The following is a 19,207-nucleotide window of genomic DNA, read 5'->3' on the forward strand; positions in this document are numbered from 1 at the left end:
ACTAAAGATAAACGGTCTCATAATATAAAATTATTTACTCTTTAATTCCTTGATGATGTTTTCCAAAGTTTCTTTTGCTTCTGGTTGTAATGGTTTATCAGGGTGTTTCTCATTAAAGTCATTGATCCAGTTCAAACGATCTTGCATACGATCAGTTAAAACCTTTATATACTTAGGATCTTGTAAGTTTACATCAAAGCCTTCAATTGGCATGTATGAAATTCCCTTAATCTTGCCAAATGGTACCCAAGTATCTTTAGAATCAGCGATCTTTTCGATAATCTTCATAGTAACTTCTTTTGGAATATCATGTCCCATAAAGGCATCAGTATTTAATACATAACATTGTGCCTTACGCTTAGTAAACAATTCTTTAAAGTCAGAATAGTCTTCATTTAATGGATATGCTCTAAATGGATCAGCAAATGGTTCAATAACTAAAGTATTCAAATCAAAACCTTTAGGTAAGTTTTCTGCAGAAGTTCTCTTAGTAGCTAATGTCAATCCCAAAGTTGCTGCTAATACTGGATCATCGATCTTCAATACTGGTGGCAATGAAGCATCTTTCATGATCCAAAATAGCGCTGTAATTGGAGCTTTTTCTACATCAACACGGTTTTTAGAAGTATAACGAGATTTAATTGTACGTCCATTACCATTTCTTAAATCTTCAGTAACTAATACTTTTTCACCCTTATTATTCAATGTAACAGCACAGTTCATAACTGTAACCATATACTGAGTTTCATGAGTGCCACTTGGATAATCATGAGTTTTATCAAAATATGATGGTTCCATTGCAACAGATGATCCATCATCACGAGAGATAATGAACGCATCATCATGCAATACAGTAATATCATATTTGCCACCATGTTTTGCATGAGTCAAAGTTGATTTACCAGAACCTGATAGTCCATAAAATGCGAATACTTTATCTGGTTTGTCTTTGAAGTGGAATGCTTGCTCGCCACCATGAGATGCAGTGTATCCATGACGGTGTGCAATAGCCCAAGCTAGAGTCAATGTACCTTTTTTCAATTCACCAAAGTAGCGCAAGCCAAAGACCGCAGCTGAGTTATGTGGTGCATCAAAAATTGCTAGGCCATCTGGGTAGTCATCATCTTTTACATTAGGGTCGCAGTAGAAGAAGATATCTCCTTCATCATAATGCTTTGATTTTTCATACATTTTTTTGGCTTCTGAATCAAAAAATTGGAAGTTCAAAATGTAACTTAATAAGTTGAATGCATAATCTTCTGGCAACATGATGTGTGCTTTAACAGAGAATGATTCATCAAGACCAACTAATACAGTCGCCTTTAAATAATACTGATTATGACCTTTGAAGATATCTTCACGCAAATCACCGGCTAATGCTTCAGCATCTTCGTGTGAATCATCTACGAAGTGACGTGCAGAAGCAGTTCTACCTAAGATACGCCCATGATTATTAACTAATTGTGTAGCGCCTTCTGGTAATCCCAATTCTTTTGTATGTTTAATTGGAACATCAGTTACGATTGTGCCAGGAGCTTTTTTAGCAAGTTCATAGGCTTCAGCAACACTTTTTACTTCTTGAACATTGTTGCCATAAAATGCACTTTCAATAGTGCTACGTACTCTACTAAATAATGGATTATTTTTCCTTAATTCATCTGGATCAAAATATTGTTGTGTACTCATATTTTTCCTTCCTCCCGCTTCTAGAAAGCGATTTCATTTACACACTTATAATAACAGTTTGTATAAAGGCGTGCAATTGAAAAAATATGCTTTTTTTCATTTCTTTTCAATAAAAAATGCAGCTACTAATAGCTGCGCATTTTCATTATTTCACTTCTATTATTTCTACTTTATAACTTCCAGCAGGAGCCTTTACTTCAACTTCTTGTCCCGATGTTTTTTTCATCAAGGCTTGTCCTAGAGGTGAATCAAATGAAATTTTACCTGAAGCTAAATCTGCTTCGAGCCTACCAACGATTTTATATTCTGCAGATTCTTCATCATCTTCAAATTTCAAAATTACTTTTTTCCCTAAATCAACTTCATCACTAGTGCTAGGCTTTATAATATCTGCATAACGCAATTGTTTATCCAGATAACGCAATCTACTCTCTAAATGCCGCAAATCTTTTTTAGCTTCTGTATATTCAGAATTTTCAGATAAATCTCCTAATGACCTAGCTTCTTGGAGTAACTTGATTTTATTTGGACGATCTTTTTTTAAGGCTGTGATTTCAGCTTTTATTTGCTGATAGCCTTCAGGAGTCATTTTTTGAAAATAAACCATTTATCTAACCTTAATTTGTGCTCCATTTATATTTTGATAATAAAGTGTGCCATTTTTTACTAAATAATGTGCAACAATTGTTCCAGATTGCTTTTCCATAACATCAATTTCTTGGTTAGTATTATTACCACTTGTGACCAAACTAAAATCTGCTTTAGTTGTTGATTTTGGATAATCCAATCGCTTAATTGCATCATTGATAATTGTGTCAAAAATTGGATTATTGACCTTAGTTTGATTAGGAGCTTTTTTAATATTAGTTCCTGGTTTGTCGCTGCCCTTGCCTTGGACATTTTCTTCACTAGCAACTTTAGCTTGAGATTTTGCGACACTCTGTTTTTGAGATGGTGTCAAAGAACTTGCACTACTAGATGAATTTGAGCTTGACTTATCTTTTGAATGAGATTTTTTGGATACTTGACCTAATTTGGTTTCACTTGCTTTTTTATGATTGCTGCAAGCTGTTGTTACTAATCCTAAACTTATAATTGCGATTGCACTTAATAAAATAGTTTTTCTTATTTTCATAGGGCTTAATCCTTCCTGATTTGTTAAATTAATTATAGTTCAATCTTGATTAAATAAACATTTTTCTGCCAAATTTAGCAATCAATAACTTTGAGTGCTAAATATTTAACATTAAAAACCGCAGGTCATATAATAAGAATTGTAAAGAAAATAAATAATCTTATTGAAAGGAAGTTTTAGATTATGGCAAATGACATGATGAATCGTAGTAACAATGATGTAATGGGTCGTGTAAATGATTGGTTTGGTTTCCCAAAGGACTTATTTGATAATAGTGGCTTAAGTGGCATTATGCAAGCTGATATTGCTGAAAATGATAAGGAATACGTAGTAAAAATTGATATGCCTGGTCTTGAAAAAAATAAGATTGACTTAAACTATACTGATGGCACATTAACAGTATCTAGTTCTAGAAAGTCATTCAAAGATATGAGTGATAAAGAACAAAATATTGTCCACCAAGAAAGAACTGAAGGTCACTTTTCACGTTCATTCAGATTACCCAATGTAATTGCTGATCAAATTCACGCAAAATACGAAAATGGTGTATTGACAATTGATTTGCCTAAGCAAAGTGCTTCAAGCAATGATAACTCAATTAAGATTGACTAATAATTCATATATTTAATAAAGCGGCTTTAAGAAACCGCTTTTTATTTTACCTAAATTGGTGTATATTAATCGTGAATACGTATATATATTGGAGGGAATAATCATGGCTCATAAACTAACAATTCAAGAAGTCGAAGCCTTTCGTAAAGATTTTGATTCAAGCAAAAGAAATGAAGTTGCATCCCGTGCTGCAAAACGTAGTGGTATCATGGAGGCTTCTTACAATGACACTGTATCAAGAAAATTAACCCAAGTCTTTTCTACAGAATTAGCTACAGAAAATGTAACTGACCAACAAAAATCTGGTCGTTGCTGGGAATTTTCTACTTTAAATGTTTTACGTCATAATTTTGGCAAGAAATATAAAGCTAAGAACTTCACTTTGTCTCAAGCATATAACTTTTTCTGGGACAAAATTGAACGTGCAAATATTTTTTATGACAATATTTTAAATACTGCAGATAAGCCTCTTGATGAAAGAGAAGTCAAAGAATATTTAAAAGGTGCAGGCCAAGATGGTGGGCAATGGCAAATGGCTGCTTCATTAGTTGAAAAATATGGTGTTGTTCCAACTTATGCTATGCCTGAAACCTTTAATACTAATACTACTGTTGGGTTAATTAATACATTATCTCGCAAATTGAAAAAAGATGCCTTAGTTTTACGTAAGTTAAAATTAGATGGTAAAACTGATGAAATTGAAAAAACACGCAAACAATTCTTAAATGAAGTCTATCGTATGACCGCAATTGCTGTAGGGCAACCTCCTAAGACATTTGACTTAGAATATCGCGATGATGATAAGAAATATCATTTAGACAAGAACTTAACTCCATTAGAGTTTTTGCACAAATACTTTACTGATGTTGACTTTGGTGATTATGTTGTTTTGACTAATGCACCAGACCATGAATACAATAAGTTATATTCATTACCATCAGAAGATAATGTAGAAGGTGAATACAAGATTAAGTTCTTGAATGTTCCTATGGAATATTTAGCTCAATCAGCAATTGCCCAATTAAAAGATGGTGAAGCAGTTTGGTTTGGAAATGATGTCTTACAACAAAAAGACAACAAGACTGGTTATTTAGACACTAACTTATATAAAACTGATGAATTGTTTGATGTAGATACTTCTATGAGTAAAGCAGATCGCCTAGCAACTGGTGATGGTCAAGTATCCCATGCCATGACATTAGTTGGTGTTGATGAAGATAATGGTGATATTCGTCAATGGAAGGTTGAGAACTCTTGGGGTGATAAAGTAGGTAAAAAAGGTTACTTTGTTATGAGCCCTGACTGGTTTGATCAATATGTTTATGAAGTTGTTGTTCATAAAAAGTATTTGACTGAAGACCAAAGAAAGATCGCTGAAAGTGAGCCAACTGAGTTACCTGCATGGGATTCATTAGCATAATCAATAAAAATAAGGATTCTTAATTGAACCCTTATTTTTTTGCTCTATTTTTTGATTAAATGATACAAATACACACTCAAATAAATTGCTACTTCAATTACTGCAATAAAGAATGTTACAGGCCAATTAGTATAATACCCTAGCGTTAACCCAAGCCACACTCCAATTAATGCCAAAGCAATGGACCAGACCATCATAGCAGGAATTGTTCTACCTAAATATCTTGCAGTAGATGCTGGCAGTGTCAATAAAATAAACACTAACAAAGCTCCTACAACTTGCGCTCCAATACTTACTGACATTGCCAAAGCAATTAAAAAGATCAATCCTACAAAGCCAGTATTAATTTTATGTGCAACAGCTCCAATATGATCAAATGAATCAAAGTTTAACTGTCTAAATATTGAAAATACAATAAACAACACAATTAAAGATAAAACTACTAATTGCATAACCCCATGCAAGTCAACCCCAATAATACTACCAAATAATATGTTGGTCGCATATCTACTATTCGATCCAGATAATGCTAAAAATAATACTCCTAATCCAATAAATAAAGCACTGATTGCACTAATAGAAGACTCTTTTTGATCACTATGCAGTGACAGCTCCCCTACACTAAGCGATCCAAGTAATGTAAATATTAGCATCCCCCATAAAGGTTCAATTCCTAAAAACACCGCAAATGCAGCCCCTGCAAATCCGATTTCTGATAAAGTATGTGCTAAAAAACTAAATCCTCTAGCTACAACATACACCCCTACAATTCCACAAGTTATTGCAATAAAAGTACTTGCTAAAAAGGCATATTGCATAAAATCATAAGAAAACATTATTCGTACGCCTCCAAAGTCAAATTACTCATCTGACTATGTTCTAATTCACCATCTTTAAATAAGAGATAATCCTTCATATATTTTTTAGCTAATGGAATATCGTGAGTGGTAAATAATACTGTCATCCCATGTTTTTCATTTAGATGCTTTACTAGTTTCATCAATTCTTCTTTAGCAACTGGATCTAAACTAGCTGTTGCCTCATCTAAGATAATCATATCTGGATTATCTAGCAACGCTTGTGCTAGATAAGCACGCTGTTTTTGTCCACCTGAAGCTTCACCCATACGAGTATTTTGAATTGAAGTTAGCTGTGTTTCATCTAAAATATGATTCACATGTTCTTTAACTTGGCTAGTTTTAAATAATGGAGCATCTAACTCAATAAATGCTCTAATGCTCAAAGGATATTCTTCATCAATATTTCTAAATTGAGGAACATAACCTAACTTTACGCCCTTTGCAAACTGATAAGTCCCACTAGTTGCAGGCAACATTCCTAGTAATATTTTAATCAATGTTGTTTTCCCTGCACCATTTGGTCCTAACAACGCTGTCATAGAACCTTTTTTTAAAACAAAGTTTAGATTATGAAATAATGTTTTTGTTTCAAATTTCATCGATAAATTTTTCACAGTTAATATGTCCACTCAATACACCCCTATCTAATCTAAATCTATTTAGAGTATACTTAATCAGTTAAGATTGCAAGTATTTTCTTTTGAACGCTACTATCCTCGCTAGATCCAATAATTTCTCTTGCTGCTCTTTTAGCAACTGGCAATGCAGTACTAGTTACATAACTGTGTCCAACATATTTAAGCATTTCAACATCATTACCGCTATCTCCAAAGGCAACCATTTCACTTGGTTTAATGCCTAGTTTTTGACTTAAGTATTTCAATCCTACAGCCTTTGACATTCCTAATTGAGAAATATCAACTGAAGATTCAGACCCTGCTACAATTTCTACATCTTTATATTTATTTTTTAATTGATCTGCTAGTTCTCCAGCTTTAGTTGTTGATAACATAAAGCTCATCTTAAATAAACGATCATTAATATCAGAAAAATGATCGATGAATATTACTTTTTTGAAAAATTTTTTTGCTTCTTGTTTTATCACTTCGCTAGCTGAATTATAGATATATGCAGCTTGTAACCCTGTCCAAACTACAGGATAATCATATGCTTTTTGAATTTCTCTGATATTATTTATATCTTCTACACTTAAGTCTTTAACATTTAATATTTGCTTACCATGTGCTACTAATGCACCATTTTCTGCAACGTAATATAATGAATCCTTTGTTTTTGGAAAGCGAGTCAAGAGATTTTCATATTGATTACCACTAGCTACAACAAACTTGATGTTGCGTTTTTGCATTATTTTGAATTCTTTAAAAAACAATTGATGGTCATATTCTTTTTTAGAGTTAAGCCAAGTACCATCCATATCTGTTGCGATTAATTTAATCATATTTTTACCTCATTTGGTTTTATTCACACTATTAATTATACAAAAAAACGCTACCTTTTGGGCAGCGTTTCCACATAACAGAGTGTCTTGAATAAGTAGAGGCTATCAAGACTCTTTTATTATACATTATTTTCACTAGAATAACTAAAAATTTGCTGAATGTTATTTTATTACAGCATCAAAATCATTATGTTACTTGTCATAATAGTCAACATCAAGTATAAAAATATTTATAATTTTATACTTATAGTTATTTAATTTATAACAACACTATATCCAAACTGATCACCTGCAATTGAACGATAAAATGCAGCTTTAGTAGTCAAAATATATGGTATTATCCACAAAAATCCTATCCCTAATGTTAAAACTCCTACTAAGATCCAGCCTAAAAAACTTAAATCTAACACAAATAACTCAAACTTATGTCCATCCATCAATTGCCTGCTCAAGCTAATTGCTTCAGTTGGACTACATTGCTGTCCACTATCTACCAAGTCCTTAACAATATATGGTGCCATCGCATAAGAATAAGATTTAATAATTCCAGGAATAATTAACAATAAAGTCCAAAAGAAAAGAAATATATTTGTCAGTAATGAAGTTAATAATGATGGGATGAATCTATTGTTAGTAAAAGCAGAAAAAATTGCTGTAAAGTAATTATCCTCTTTTTTACTATCAACCATATTCAAAAATGTAAACATAACTCCAAAATATACTAAACTACCTAAAATTGCGATAGTTAATGAATCAATTAAATCAGCTAGCATTATACCAAGCAGTGCAATAAGAATTGCCCAAGTCCAATTACCTCGCAAAATATCTTTTGCTTCTTGTTTTAATTCAGCTCTTGTCATTTTTTCTCCTTATTTTAATGCATAAGAATTAATTGCTTTAGCAACTCCATCATGATCATTATCTTCAACAATAAGATCAGACATCATTTTTACGCGTTCAATAGCATTCCCCATCGCTATGCCAACACCTGCATATTCAATCATTGATAGATCATTTTCCTCATCGCCAATTGCCATAGTTTCAGTAGATTTTATGTGCAAAATATTGCCTAATTGTTTCAAAGCATTACCTTTACTGATATCTTTAGCATATGCTTCATAATAAACTGGTGAAGTTTTAACTAAGGTTAACTTCTTTTTTATATCTGCAAAATATTCTTGATGACGAATTGCCTTGTCTAAAACTTCGGGCTCATCAACATACATCCCCTTTATTAAGTCAATGCCACGCATTTCACCAGGCGCTCTATAAGATAATGGCATAGAAACAATATTTGCTTCATACATAGTGTATTTACCAATATCTTTATTAGCAGTATAAATTCGATCATTACTAATCACATGAAAATGCAAATTTAATTTCCTAGAAGCAGCTTCTAAATCCACATAATCATCATAAGTAATGCCTTTTTCAAATAATATTTTACCAGCAGTTGTTTGAATTAAAGATCCGCCAAAGCTTATTACATATTGATCTTTTTGATCATTCAATTCTAATTGTTTCAATAATTGTTCAACGCCTTTTAAAGGACGCCCTGTAACAATTACTACTTTAATATTTTGTTTTTTTGCTTTTATAATAGTTCTTCTTACATTTTCAGTTAATTTTTTCTTTGAATTGACTAATGTTCCATCAATATCAACTGCAATTAATTTTATAGCCATATTTTTTCTCCATTTATAAAAAGACAAAGTTTCTATATAAAACCCTGTCTTTTAACTATAACATTATTCAAAACTATCTTGGCTAACTTTTTTCTTCCAAAGACTCATAATCACACCTGCAACAATTGAGCCAATTACTACAGATAAAACATAACCCCAAATATTAGTTGCAAGCGGAGCTACCCAGAATCCGCCATGAGGCGCTGGAACTCCAACACGCCAAAATCCAACTAATGCTCCAGCTAGCGCTGAACCAATAATACTTGATGTAATTACACGTACAGGATCTGCTGTCGCAAATGGAATTGCACCTTCAGTAATAAATGAAAATCCTAATACCCAGTTAGAAATTCCCGCACGCTGTTCTTGTTTAGTATATTTATTTTTGAAAAATGTTGTACCAAACGCTGTTGCAAATGGAGGAATCATTCCACCTACCATAACCGCAGCCATTAAAATCGCAGCTGTAGCAGAGTGTGGATCATTAGCAAATGCTCCTGAAGCAAAGACATAAGCAGCCTTATTAAATGGTCCACCCATATCGATTGCCATCATTCCAGCCAATACTGTGGTTAATAGTGTCATATTACCAGTACCCATATGGTTCAAAAAGTTAGTAATTGCTAAATTCAAGCCACTAAATATTGGGTTAACAATGTAATACATAATGGCACCAACAAATAATAATCCTAAGATTGGATATAACAGCATTGGTTTCATACCTTCAAGATTTTGTGGTACTTTAGCAAAAATTTTTTTCAAAAATACCATTATGTATCCTGCAATAAATCCAGCAGCTAATCCTCCTAAAAATCCTGCTGCAGATTTTGTTCCAGGCATTACATTTGCAATATAAGCTCCACCAAATGACCCTGTATATACAGTTGCCATAAAACCGCCAACAAATCCTGGCATTAAAGCTGGCAAATCACCAATTGATTCTGCAATATATCCTGCTAATACTGGTATCATAAAAGCAAACGCCATATTACCAATGTTGTTTAAAAAGATAAAAGCTGGGTTGTGAGCACCACCTGGCATATATTGTTCAACAATAAAGGAAATGGCCATTAAGATACCACCACCAATAACAAATGGTAACATGTGTGAAATACCATTCATTAAGTGCTTATAAATTGTCCCCCATAATCCCGCTTTTGCAGTGTTATTTGCTTGTCTTTTAGCTTTGCTATTTGCATGGTAGACACTTGCATCCCCATCCATAATATCTTCAAGCAATTTTTCAGGTTCTTTAATTCCTGCAACAACTGGCTTGCTGATTAAATGTTTACCATCAAATCTTGCCATTTCAACATTTTTATCAGAAGCAATAACTACGCCTTTGGCACGTTTAATTTCTTCAGGTGTTAGGCGATCTTTTACACCTTCTGAACCATTAGTTTCAATTCTGACATCGATTCCTAATTTTTTACCTGCTTTAATTAAAGCTTGCTGAGCCATATAAGTATGAGCAATACCATTGATACATGCGGTTACGCCAACAATTAATGGTTTTTGGTCTGCAAGTGCAGGTTTTGCTTCAGGTTTTTGGCTTTTTTTGTCTTGTTGATCCTTGTCTTTTTCAGCAGTTTCAAATAAATCCATTACTTGCTTTGGAGTAGTAGCCTTTTTTAGTTTTTCAACTAAATTAGGATCAATTAATAAACCACTTAATTTAGCAAGGGCCTGCAAGTGAGTGTTATCAGCACCTGCAGGAGCTGTAATCATAAAAAATAAGTATACTGGCTTTTTATCAAGTGAGTTGAAGTCAATTCCTGTCTTACTTTTTGCAAATAAAACTCTTGCTTTATTAATATATTTATTACGTGCATGAGGCATAGCAATTCCATCACCAATGCCTGTTGTTGATTCTTTTTCGCGATCCCAGATTGATTTAATAAATTCTTTTTTATTATTTACAATACCTTGCGTTACTTCTAGATCAGCCATTTCATCAATAGCTTGAGTTTTATCAGTAGCTTTCAGATCCATAATCATTAATCTAGGATCTAATATATCTGTAATCTTCATTAATAACCTCGTATTATTGAATTTCTTCTACTTTAATTTCAGGTAGAACTACATCAATTTGACTCTTAACAGCAATATCAGTTGTAAATGCAGTAGCTCCACCACATGCCATACCCACTTTGAAGCTTTCTTTAGCATCTTTTGTTTTAGTGTAAGTCCCTACAAATCCAGCAAGCATTGCATCACCTGCGCCAACTGAGTTAACAGGGATACCTTGTGCAGCTTGTGCATAATATACATGATGTTTAGTGATTAAGTATCCACCTTCTGCACCAAGTGAAACCATAACATGCTTTGCACCAAGATCTAATAATTTTTTGCCTGCAGCTAAAATCTCTCCGTTATTTGAAAATGTAGTATTAAACAATGCTGCTAATTCAGCTTTATTTGGCTTGATTACTAGTGGATGATATTGCAATGTATCAAGTAGTGCTTGACCTGTTGTATCAATTGCAAATTCAGCACCAGCATCTTTAATTGTTGGCAATAAACTTTGATAAAAATCTTGTCCTAAACTTGGTGTTAGACTGCCACTCATTACTACAACATCATCTTTTTTTAGATCATTAAGGCGAACTTTGAATGCAGCAATTTCCTGATCTGTAATATCAGGACCTGCTGTGTTAATTTCAGTTTCATTATCAGTTTTAACTTTTACATTGACTCTAGTAGTTCCCAAAATTGTGACTAGATCATTTACAATTTGTTTTACATTTAATTGGCGAACTAATTCACGACCGGTAAATCCTCCAACAAATCCCCAAGCTACATTGTCTATTCTTAATTGGTTCAAAATTTGTGAAACATTAATTCCCTTGCCACCAGCTAAGAACTCATATTTATTAGTTCTGTTCACATGACCTGAGTTAATTTTATCTAATTGCAATACATAATCTAGTGCTGGGTTAACTGTTACTGTATATATCATACTTATATCTCCTCGATTTTTATTTTTGCAGGTAATTCCTGACGTTGTTTTTGATTTATTTTATTGGTGATCAAAACAGAATGTTGACAATCTCCAAAAATCGCAAAAGTTTGCCTTGCTATTTTTGTTTTATCCATCAAGACATATGAGAATTCTGCTTGCTTGATAGCTTTTTGTTTAACATCAGCTTCTGCTATGTCTGGTGTAGTATATTGTCCATTTTTATTCAATCCATTAGCACCAATAAATGCACAAGATAGATTCAAGGCACCTAATTGTCTTAATACTGATTGTCCTACAGTTGCATGGGTATCTTGTTTGACTAAGCCACCTAGCATAATAGTAAAAATATCTGCATTAATACATTCTTGAGCAGTTTCTAATCCATTAGTGACTACTGTGATATCTTGAATATCTTTTAAAAAAGGTACCATCTCATAAATTGTAGTCCCTGCGTCCAAAAAAATTGTCATACCTGGACTGATGTGAGTTTTCACAGCATATTTAGCGATTTGGCGTTTTAAATCCCTGTTCAAATTAAAACGTATATGTTGGGCAATATCTGCAGCTTGATTTTTTAGAGTTCTAGCACCACCATGTATTCTTTTAATAATTCCTCTTTTTTCCATAGAGGCTAGATCTCTGCGCACTGTAGCTGGAGATGAGGAGGTAACTTTACTCAAATCAGCTACACGGCAAATTTTATGGTTATCAATATAGTTAACCATAATTTCTTGACGTTTTTCGGTAAGCACTTTCATCACCTCGATTTTCATGATAGCGCATTCCTTAATCATAATCAATCATTTTTAATCAAAAATAATCAAATATAAAATAAAAAAAGGCTACTATCTAGCCTCATTAAAATTATTTCATCATTTCAACTGTAACTTGTCTTGGTGTGTAATCAAAATTATTTTGTACTACTGAATCTGAAACTTTCATTTCTCTCAGCATTATATCAAATCCTTTAGGATTATGCGGTATAGTTAAAGTTACCTTTTCTCCTTGCTTTGCATGCGGGTTAGAAATTTTTATATTTGAAGTCGCCATATAAGCATATGTTGTTATTGCAGCCTCTTCAGGATACTTTTTAATTATTTCTCCAAAATTATTAAAATCTAAATACTTTCTTTCTCCTTCCTTCGTATCTTTCCCTTTATAAATATCAGTATAATACTCTTCAAAATATTTAGTTATTTTTGAATTAGAATCACGTTTTTTCAAAGCAATTAATGCAGCATTGGTCATAATTCTTCTACTACTCTCAGGCGATAATACAAGTTGGCCTTGATCACTGTAAAACGTAATTGTTTGATTAGAAAGTGGATTATTAGGGTTATGTGCTGGGCTTGTACGATATTTATAAAATCCAAATCCACCGACTATAACTAACACAATTAAAGCTATGATCAAATATTTCTTAGTTGCAAACTTTTTAGGTTGCAATAGTTGTGCAGATTGATTTGAAGACACTTGATTTGATGCATTATTAGTATTAGAACCAACTGGCTTTCCACAATTAGTACAAAATTTAGCACCTGACATTAATTCTTTTCCACAATTTGGGCAAAACTTTTTCATTATTATTCCTCCAATTAATAATGTATTTATTATAATCCAAATGAATAATTATGTAAGACATATTTTTAATCAAATACAAAAAATATATCAGTAAATCTGCAAGAATTGTGACACCAATAAAAAATTATGACTATTGGTGACAACTTACGACAAACTAGACTATCAATGCACTTGAATATGAAGCAATTTGATAAATATAGTAATCGAACTATTAAGTTATTAGCTGAAATAATAGTTAACTACTTACAAATATGCGTAACTAATGACTTAACTGATTTGGCTTCAGCTACATTTGATTATATGGATCAATTGCCCACTATTCCTGCAATATTTTTTGAAAAAATAAAGGCAGAATACTTAAACAAGAAAATGAAGAAAAACGGTTGACCTTTTTACAAGTTTTTGAAGTTTTACAAAATGCATAAAAGAGGCACTATGGAACTTTATATACAATTAAGAAAAACTCGTACTCTCCTTGGACTAACTCAAAAGCAGTTTAGTAAAGGAATTGTTACTGAGTCTTTTTACTCACGCGTTGAAAACAATTTGACTAGCATTAGCATGGTTAAGCTACTTGAAATTTTAAATGCTAATCATGTCTCTTTGCATGACTTTTTTAAACCATTAGCTAATGATAAAGTTGAGCAAAAAATCATAACTGCATTCATTGATCAAATTATCGTGAGTATTTATTATGAAGCTTTGTTTAATCATGATACGACAATTAGTCACAATTCTTAAAAAAGCTGGCTATATCTCAGTTATTCAAGATACACTAGATTAATGCCCCATACCAAAAAAGCTATCACGCAATTGTGATAGCTTATTTTAATACATATATTTACCTATAACCGCCTTAGGATCTGCACCATTGCGGATTTTCAATGATAACTCAATTGCCACATCAGCAATAATAGCTTGTGGATCAATCGTATTATATGGATGATCTGGGGCTTTTTCTTGGGCTAAGGACAATTCTGTACATCCCAGCAAAATCACATTACAGCCGTATTTATCATGCATTCTCTTCAAAATATCATGATAAAGCTTCTCATCTACAATCCCTTTTTCTTTAATATCTTTATAGATCAATTCATTAACCATTGGCTGAATTTCAGACCCACCTAATTCAACTTTTCTTCCAACTTGATGAATCTCATTTTCATACAAATGATCATAAATTGAACCTTCCGTTGCAATCAAGCCGATCTTTTTTTCATCAGGATATTGTTCAACGAACTTATGCACCGCAATGCGCATCATATGAAGCAATGGAATTGTTGTTTGTGCTTGCAAATCATCATAAAAATAATGTGCAGTATTACAAGGCATTACAAAAAAATCAGGATGCAATTTAGATTGATCTACAATATCTTCTTTTAAATCATAGAAAAAATTAGGCTTTGAATGATCTAAGATATACGCAGTTCTATCAGGGATCTGAGCATCATTAACTAAGATATAATTCAAATAATCTTGATCTTTAGTAATCTTAATGCGATGGTTTAATAAATGTACATAACTTTCAGTGGCAATTGTCCCCATTCCACCTAAAATACTAAAAAAGTGCTTCATAACGATCTACTTTTCCAATTCTTTAATTACATCTCTTGCAACTACAACATCTGAAGGATAAGGGGTATTTACTCCTCTAATCTTTTGGAAGGCATCTGCACCCTTACCACATACTAAGACAATATCATCTTTTCCAGCATGTTCAATTGCTTCTTTGATTGCTTTTTTACGGTCTAATTCTATAATCACCTTAACTTTAGAGTGATTAATACCAGAATCAATCTCATCAGCAATTGCCATAGGGTCTTCAAAGCCAGGATCATCAGTGGTTAAATATACTTTATTTGCATATTCATTTAAACTCTTGCTAATGCCAGGTCTTCTAGAAACTCCTTTATCTCCAGGTGCCCCCACAACAACAATTAACTTAGGTTGATTGAATTCCATCTTCATAAAATGCATTAATGCCTTCAATGAAGCTTCATTATGGGCATAATCGACAACTACTAAGCCATGGTCTTTAGTAGGTTCAGTTTGCATTCTACCTGGGATTGTTACATCTTTAATTCCCTCAGCAGCGATCTTATGATCAGCCCCACCTAATCCTGCACCAATAATTGCAGCAGTTCCGTTGAATTCATTGAAGTCACCGATCATCTTTAATTTATAGTCGCCATTAATTGGCAATTGCTTAGCTTTATCAGTGACACAAAATAGCTTGAATCTAGTTTCTTTCAGATCAGTTTCTTGAGAAGCAAATCTAAAGTCAATTGGTGTCTTTAATTCTGGATTTTCAAATTTTTCTCTAGCAAATAAATAAATGCTATCTGGATTAGTAGTTGTTGTAGCAGCAGCATAAACTTGATTGAAATGATCAGTTTCTGCATTAATAATACACTTGCGAGAATTTACCATTAATTGCAATTTGCAATGTAAGTAATCTGCAAAGTTAGGGTGTTCATTAGGTCCTATGTGGTCTGGAGTAATATTTAAGAAAAACCCCAAATCGTAAGTTAATCCAAAGACGCGGTTTTTCTTATAAGCTTGAGATGACACTTCCATAACTAGATGAGTCATCCCATTATCAACCGCGCGGCGCATATTTCTGAATAGATCAAGAGATTCAGGAGTTGTTAAACTAGACTTGAATGTGTCTTCAGGTTTAGGTCCAACAACATCATTAACTGATGAAAACAATGCAGTCTTATTGCCATTCATCTTGTCAAAAATTCCCTTTAAAAAGTATGCTGAAGTAGTTTTACCTTTAGTTCCAGTAAATGCTACAACAAATAAATCATCTTGTGGGAATCCATAAAAGGCTGCAGATAATAGCGCCATTGCCTTAGTAACATCACGCACAATTAAAGCATGCATTCCCTTGCCTTCAGGATAAGGCTGCTGTGCTACATAGCAGATTGCACCATTATCTTTTGCCATTGATAAATATGTTGGTCTAAAACTAGCTCCCTTGCAAAAAAACAAGGTGTTAGTTTGAACATCACGTGAATCATATGAAATGTAGTCCATCTTAGTTGGAACTGCATCTTGAATTGCACTTGATTTGAGCAAGTGATGCTCTTTTAAAATTAAAATACATGTATTTAAAGATATACTCATTTGCGTTAACTCCACTTCAAAATCATTCATTAAGATTATATCACAGTCAAGGCTGATGCAGCTTTGCTTATCTCAAGTATTAACTATATTTTTGTTTTTTTAAGATATTTTTATTATACAATTACGAACATTATTTTTTTAATTTCACAAATAAAATCTAGCTTTATTTAAAAATCTGATTGTTTATATATGTCATTCATGATATTGTTAAGAAAAGCTTAAATATATTTTGAATATATACAAGAGAGGATTTTAATATGTTTGCAAAGCTGCGAATTACTTTAGGTTGGCAAATTATCATTGGTTTAATTATTGGAGCCACCTTAGGAACTATTTTTTATCATAATAAGCCATTTATTGCTATTGCGGGCGGAATTGGGTCATTATTTATTAACTTAATTTCAATGCTAGTTATTCCAATTGTTACATCAAGTTTAATTGTGGGGATTTCTAGCTTAGGTGATTTAGGTAAAATTGGTCGAATTGGCGTTAAGACATTGGTTTATTTTGAAGTATTATCAACAATTGCCTTTATTTTAGGGTTAGTTGTTGCTAATATCATCAACTTAGGTTCAATGCTTAACTTGCACCAATTAAGTCATGCAGATATTTCCACTTATATCAAAACTGCTCAAAGCACTAAAGAAAGTGGTCCTATGGCAGAGATTCTTTCAATCATTCCAGCTAATGTTTTTAAAGCACTAACTGATGGAAAAATGATACCAATTGTCTTTTTCTCTGCATTATTTGGTGTAGGGGTTGCTTCAGTTGGAAAAGAAGGTGAAATCATCACCAAATTTTTAAAAGCTGTAGCTAATGTCATGTTCCGTATTACAGGTTGGGTTATGCAGCTATCTCCTATTGGAGTTGCTGGCTTAATTGGCTCAACTATTGCCACTTTAGGATTAGGTTCACTGCGTCCTTTAGCATTATTTATCTTATTAGCTTATGCGACAATGATTGCCTTTGTTTTAGTAATCTTAGGGATCACATCTAAGATCTTTGGTTTTGATATTTTTGACCAACTAAAGGCTGTGAAGCATGAATTAGTCTTAGCTTTTACAACTGCAAGCTCTGAAGTGACACTTCCATTATTGATTAAAAAAACTCAAAAATTAGGAGTATCACCTGCAATTAGTTCTTTTGTAATTCCAACTGGTTACACTTTTAACTTAGATGGTTCTGCTATTTACCAATCACTTGCAATTATTTTTTTGGCGCAAGCTTATCACATTAACTTATCTATCAGCCAGCAAGTAATGCTGTTATTAGTTTTAATGCTGACATCTAAAGGAACAGCTGGAGTGCCTGGTGCTTCATTTGTTGTATTGCTTGCAACAATTTCCACAATTGGAATTCCACCTGCAGGAATTGCTATTATCGCAGGGATCGATCGTTTAGTTGACATGGGACGCACAACAGTTAATGTTATTGGCAATGTAACTGCAACCTTAGTTATCGCCAAAAGCGAAAAAGAATTCAGTCAAACAACTCATGATAAATATTTAAAACAACTAGACTAAGCTTTTGGGGCTTTATCTGACTTCATTGGTAATTTGATAATAAAACTTGTCAGCTTGGGGGTTGATTCGCATGTAATTTCTCCACCATGCCTTTCAACGACACCTTTTACAATTGCAAGTCCCAATCCGGTTCCACCAGTTTTAACATTACGAGAAGTTTCTACACGATAAAAACGACCAAAGATTTTTTCCTTTGCTTGTTTTGGGATTGGTGCCCCATTATTTTCAACTCGCAATTCAACTTCATCATTTTCTATTTTTTTGGCACTTAATCTAATGAAAGTCGCTCCTGTACCATATTTTAAGGCATTAGTGATCAAGTTATTAAACACTCTAACTAATTTTTCTGCATCAGCTACAATTGTTAAGTCTTTAGGAGTTGTTTGAATTTGAAACTTAATGCCTTTTTGTTCAGCTTCTAATTCAAATCCAGCTTCAATTTGCTCTAACATCGAATTTAAATGCAGAGGTGTGAACTTTAGTTTTGTTTTAGTTGAGTTTAAAGTTGTATATTCAAATAAATCATCAGCTAATAACTTCATCTGCTCTGATTTGTTATAAGCAATATTAATATACTTTTGTCTTTCGTCTTCTGGAATATCTTGATTAGTTTTTAATAAGCCCAGATAGCCAATAATTGACGTCAGAGGCGTTCTAATATCATGAGAGACATTAGTCACCAATTCATCTTTTGACTTTTCAATTTGGCGTTCCTCATTCATTGCACGCACTGTACTATCAACTAATGAATTAATTGAATCAACAACTTTTTGCAGGTCTGATTTAACCACAAAATTAATTCGATGATCAAAATGCCCTTCGGCTATATAATGTAGTGCCCTAATCACATGCCGCAATTGCATTTGGTGATATCGCCTGATTAATCGCCAATATACTACAATTACATCAGCGATCGCCATTAATACAATAAATGTGCGCTGCCACGACCAAAGGTGTTGTCCATTTACAAAGGTTAAGTTGCTTTTTAAAAAATAAATTCCATTTTCTAGATTTTTATCATTTAAAATCGCTAAATTTAACAAAATTACTATTGACAAATTTAACAACAAAAGCAAGATAACTGTAATAACACCTTCACCAATTAGCTCACTTTTTTCGCGACCTGTTAATTTAACACGTTGTTTTTTCATA

20 protein-coding genes are annotated in these 19,207 nt (G+C 32.9%); 5 read left to right on the plus strand and 15 right to left on the minus strand.

Annotated elements, in window-relative coordinates; all coding sequences use genetic code 11:
• Nucleotides 1-30: 30 nt before the first annotated feature.
• The 3 genes from AC38BG_RS00870 to AC38BG_RS00880 all read right to left on the minus strand — a co-directional run bounded on the left by AC38BG_RS00870 (nt 31) and on the right by AC38BG_RS00880 (nt 2,821).
• Nucleotides 31-1,686 carry a phosphoenolpyruvate carboxykinase (ATP) gene (locus tag AC38BG_RS00870; protein WP_489937299.1) on the minus strand — a complete coding sequence of 552 codons (1,656 nt, stop codon included), beginning with the start codon at nt 1,684-1,686 and terminating at the stop codon, nt 31-33.
• A 145-nt stretch (nt 1,687-1,831) separates the two neighbouring features.
• Complete coding sequence (greA, locus tag AC38BG_RS00875) at nt 1,832-2,293, minus strand: transcription elongation factor GreA (RefSeq protein ID WP_489937300.1); 462 nt, start codon at nt 2,291-2,293, stop codon at nt 1,832-1,834.
• The gene (locus AC38BG_RS00880) at nt 2,294-2,821 is read right to left on the minus strand and encodes a hypothetical protein (RefSeq protein ID WP_489937301.1); all 528 of its coding nucleotides are present in this window, start codon (nt 2,819-2,821) and stop codon (nt 2,294-2,296) included. It abuts the gene before it with no gap.
• Between the two features lie 183 nt (nt 2,822-3,004).
• Between AC38BG_RS00880 and AC38BG_RS00885 the strand changes: the two genes are divergently transcribed.
• Nucleotides 3,005-3,433, plus strand: a complete 429-nt coding sequence (locus tag AC38BG_RS00885) for an Hsp20/alpha crystallin family protein (RefSeq protein WP_489937302.1) — start codon at nt 3,005-3,007, stop codon at nt 3,431-3,433.
• Between the two features lie 103 nt (nt 3,434-3,536).
• The gene (locus tag AC38BG_RS00890) at nt 3,537-4,853 is read left to right on the plus strand and encodes a C1 family peptidase (RefSeq protein WP_489937303.1); all 1,317 of its coding nucleotides are present in this window, start codon (nt 3,537-3,539) and stop codon (nt 4,851-4,853) included.
• Between the two features lie 44 nt (nt 4,854-4,897).
• On the opposite strand, the gene AC38BG_RS00895 is transcribed toward AC38BG_RS00890, so the two are convergent.
• The 9 genes from AC38BG_RS00895 to AC38BG_RS00935 form a co-directional block, all read right to left on the minus strand.
• Entirely contained in the window at nt 4,898-5,689 is a 792-nt protein-coding gene (locus tag AC38BG_RS00895; RefSeq protein WP_489937304.1) for a metal ABC transporter permease, read from the minus strand.
• The gene (locus tag AC38BG_RS00900) at nt 5,689-6,312 is read right to left on the minus strand and encodes a metal ABC transporter ATP-binding protein (RefSeq protein ID WP_489937305.1); all 624 of its coding nucleotides are present in this window, start codon (nt 6,310-6,312) and stop codon (nt 5,689-5,691) included. Before AC38BG_RS00900 ends, AC38BG_RS00895 begins: the two co-directional genes overlap by 1 nt.
• Before the next feature lie 71 nt (nt 6,313-6,383).
• Entirely contained in the window at nt 6,384-7,172 is a 789-nt protein-coding gene (locus tag AC38BG_RS00905) for a Cof-type HAD-IIB family hydrolase (RefSeq protein WP_489937306.1), read from the minus strand.
• A gap of 254 nt (nt 7,173-7,426) precedes the next feature.
• A complete protein-coding gene (locus AC38BG_RS00910) occupies nt 7,427-8,032 on the minus strand; it encodes a DUF975 family protein (protein ID WP_489937307.1) in 606 nt (201 codons plus the stop codon).
• Nucleotides 8,033-8,041: 9 nt separating this feature from the next.
• Complete coding sequence (yidA, locus tag AC38BG_RS00915) at nt 8,042-8,857, minus strand: sugar-phosphatase (RefSeq protein ID WP_489937308.1); 816 nt, start codon at nt 8,855-8,857, stop codon at nt 8,042-8,044.
• Between the two features lie 63 nt (nt 8,858-8,920).
• Complete coding sequence (locus AC38BG_RS00920; protein ID WP_489937309.1) at nt 8,921-10,888, minus strand: PTS fructose transporter subunit IIABC; 1,968 nt, start codon at nt 10,886-10,888, stop codon at nt 8,921-8,923.
• Nucleotides 10,889-10,901: 13 nt separating this feature from the next.
• Nucleotides 10,902-11,816 carry a 1-phosphofructokinase gene (gene pfkB / locus AC38BG_RS00925; protein WP_489937310.1) on the minus strand — a complete coding sequence of 305 codons (915 nt, stop codon included), beginning with the start codon at nt 11,814-11,816 and terminating at the stop codon, nt 10,902-10,904.
• Nucleotides 11,817-11,818: 2 nt separating this feature from the next.
• Nucleotides 11,819-12,577 carry a DeoR/GlpR family DNA-binding transcription regulator gene (locus tag AC38BG_RS00930; RefSeq protein WP_489937311.1) on the minus strand — a complete coding sequence of 253 codons (759 nt, stop codon included), beginning with the start codon at nt 12,575-12,577 and terminating at the stop codon, nt 11,819-11,821.
• A gap of 106 nt (nt 12,578-12,683) precedes the next feature.
• Nucleotides 12,684-13,400 (minus strand): zinc-ribbon domain-containing protein, encoded by a 717-nt coding sequence (locus AC38BG_RS00935; RefSeq protein ID WP_489937312.1) that lies wholly within the window; start codon nt 13,398-13,400, stop codon nt 12,684-12,686.
• Between the two features lie 126 nt (nt 13,401-13,526).
• On the opposite strand from AC38BG_RS00935, the gene AC38BG_RS00940 reads away from it, so the two are divergent.
• Nucleotides 13,527-13,787: a hypothetical protein gene (locus AC38BG_RS00940; protein WP_489937313.1), complete on the plus strand. Its 261-nt coding sequence runs from the start codon at nt 13,527-13,529 to the stop codon at nt 13,785-13,787.
• Nucleotides 13,788-13,835: 48 nt separating this feature from the next.
• Nucleotides 13,836-14,141, plus strand: a complete 306-nt coding sequence (locus AC38BG_RS00945) for a helix-turn-helix domain-containing protein (RefSeq protein WP_489937314.1) — start codon at nt 13,836-13,838, stop codon at nt 14,139-14,141.
• An 87-nt stretch (nt 14,142-14,228) separates the two neighbouring features.
• On the opposite strand, the gene AC38BG_RS00950 is transcribed toward AC38BG_RS00945, so the two are convergent.
• Complete coding sequence (locus AC38BG_RS00950) at nt 14,229-14,975, minus strand: aspartate/glutamate racemase family protein (RefSeq protein ID WP_489937315.1); 747 nt, start codon at nt 14,973-14,975, stop codon at nt 14,229-14,231.
• 6 nt (nt 14,976-14,981) lie between these two features.
• On the minus strand, nt 14,982-16,532 hold the full coding sequence (locus AC38BG_RS00955; RefSeq protein ID WP_489937316.1) for a UDP-N-acetylmuramoyl-L-alanyl-D-glutamate--2,6-diaminopimelate ligase: 1,551 nt from the start codon (nt 16,530-16,532) through the stop codon (nt 14,982-14,984).
• A 257-nt stretch (nt 16,533-16,789) separates the two neighbouring features.
• Here AC38BG_RS00955 and AC38BG_RS00960 point away from each other — a divergent pair, with 257 nt between their 5' ends.
• On the plus strand, nt 16,790-18,055 hold the full coding sequence (locus tag AC38BG_RS00960; protein WP_489937317.1) for a dicarboxylate/amino acid:cation symporter: 1,266 nt from the start codon (nt 16,790-16,792) through the stop codon (nt 18,053-18,055).
• On the opposite strand, the gene AC38BG_RS00965 is transcribed toward AC38BG_RS00960, so the two are convergent.
• A complete protein-coding gene (locus tag AC38BG_RS00965) occupies nt 18,052-19,206 on the minus strand; it encodes a sensor histidine kinase (RefSeq protein WP_489937318.1) in 1,155 nt (384 codons plus the stop codon). The genes AC38BG_RS00960 and AC38BG_RS00965 overlap by 4 nt on opposite strands.
• Nucleotide 19,207 lies beyond the last annotated feature (1 nt).

The organism is Lactobacillus sp. M44, assembly GCF_058130005.1.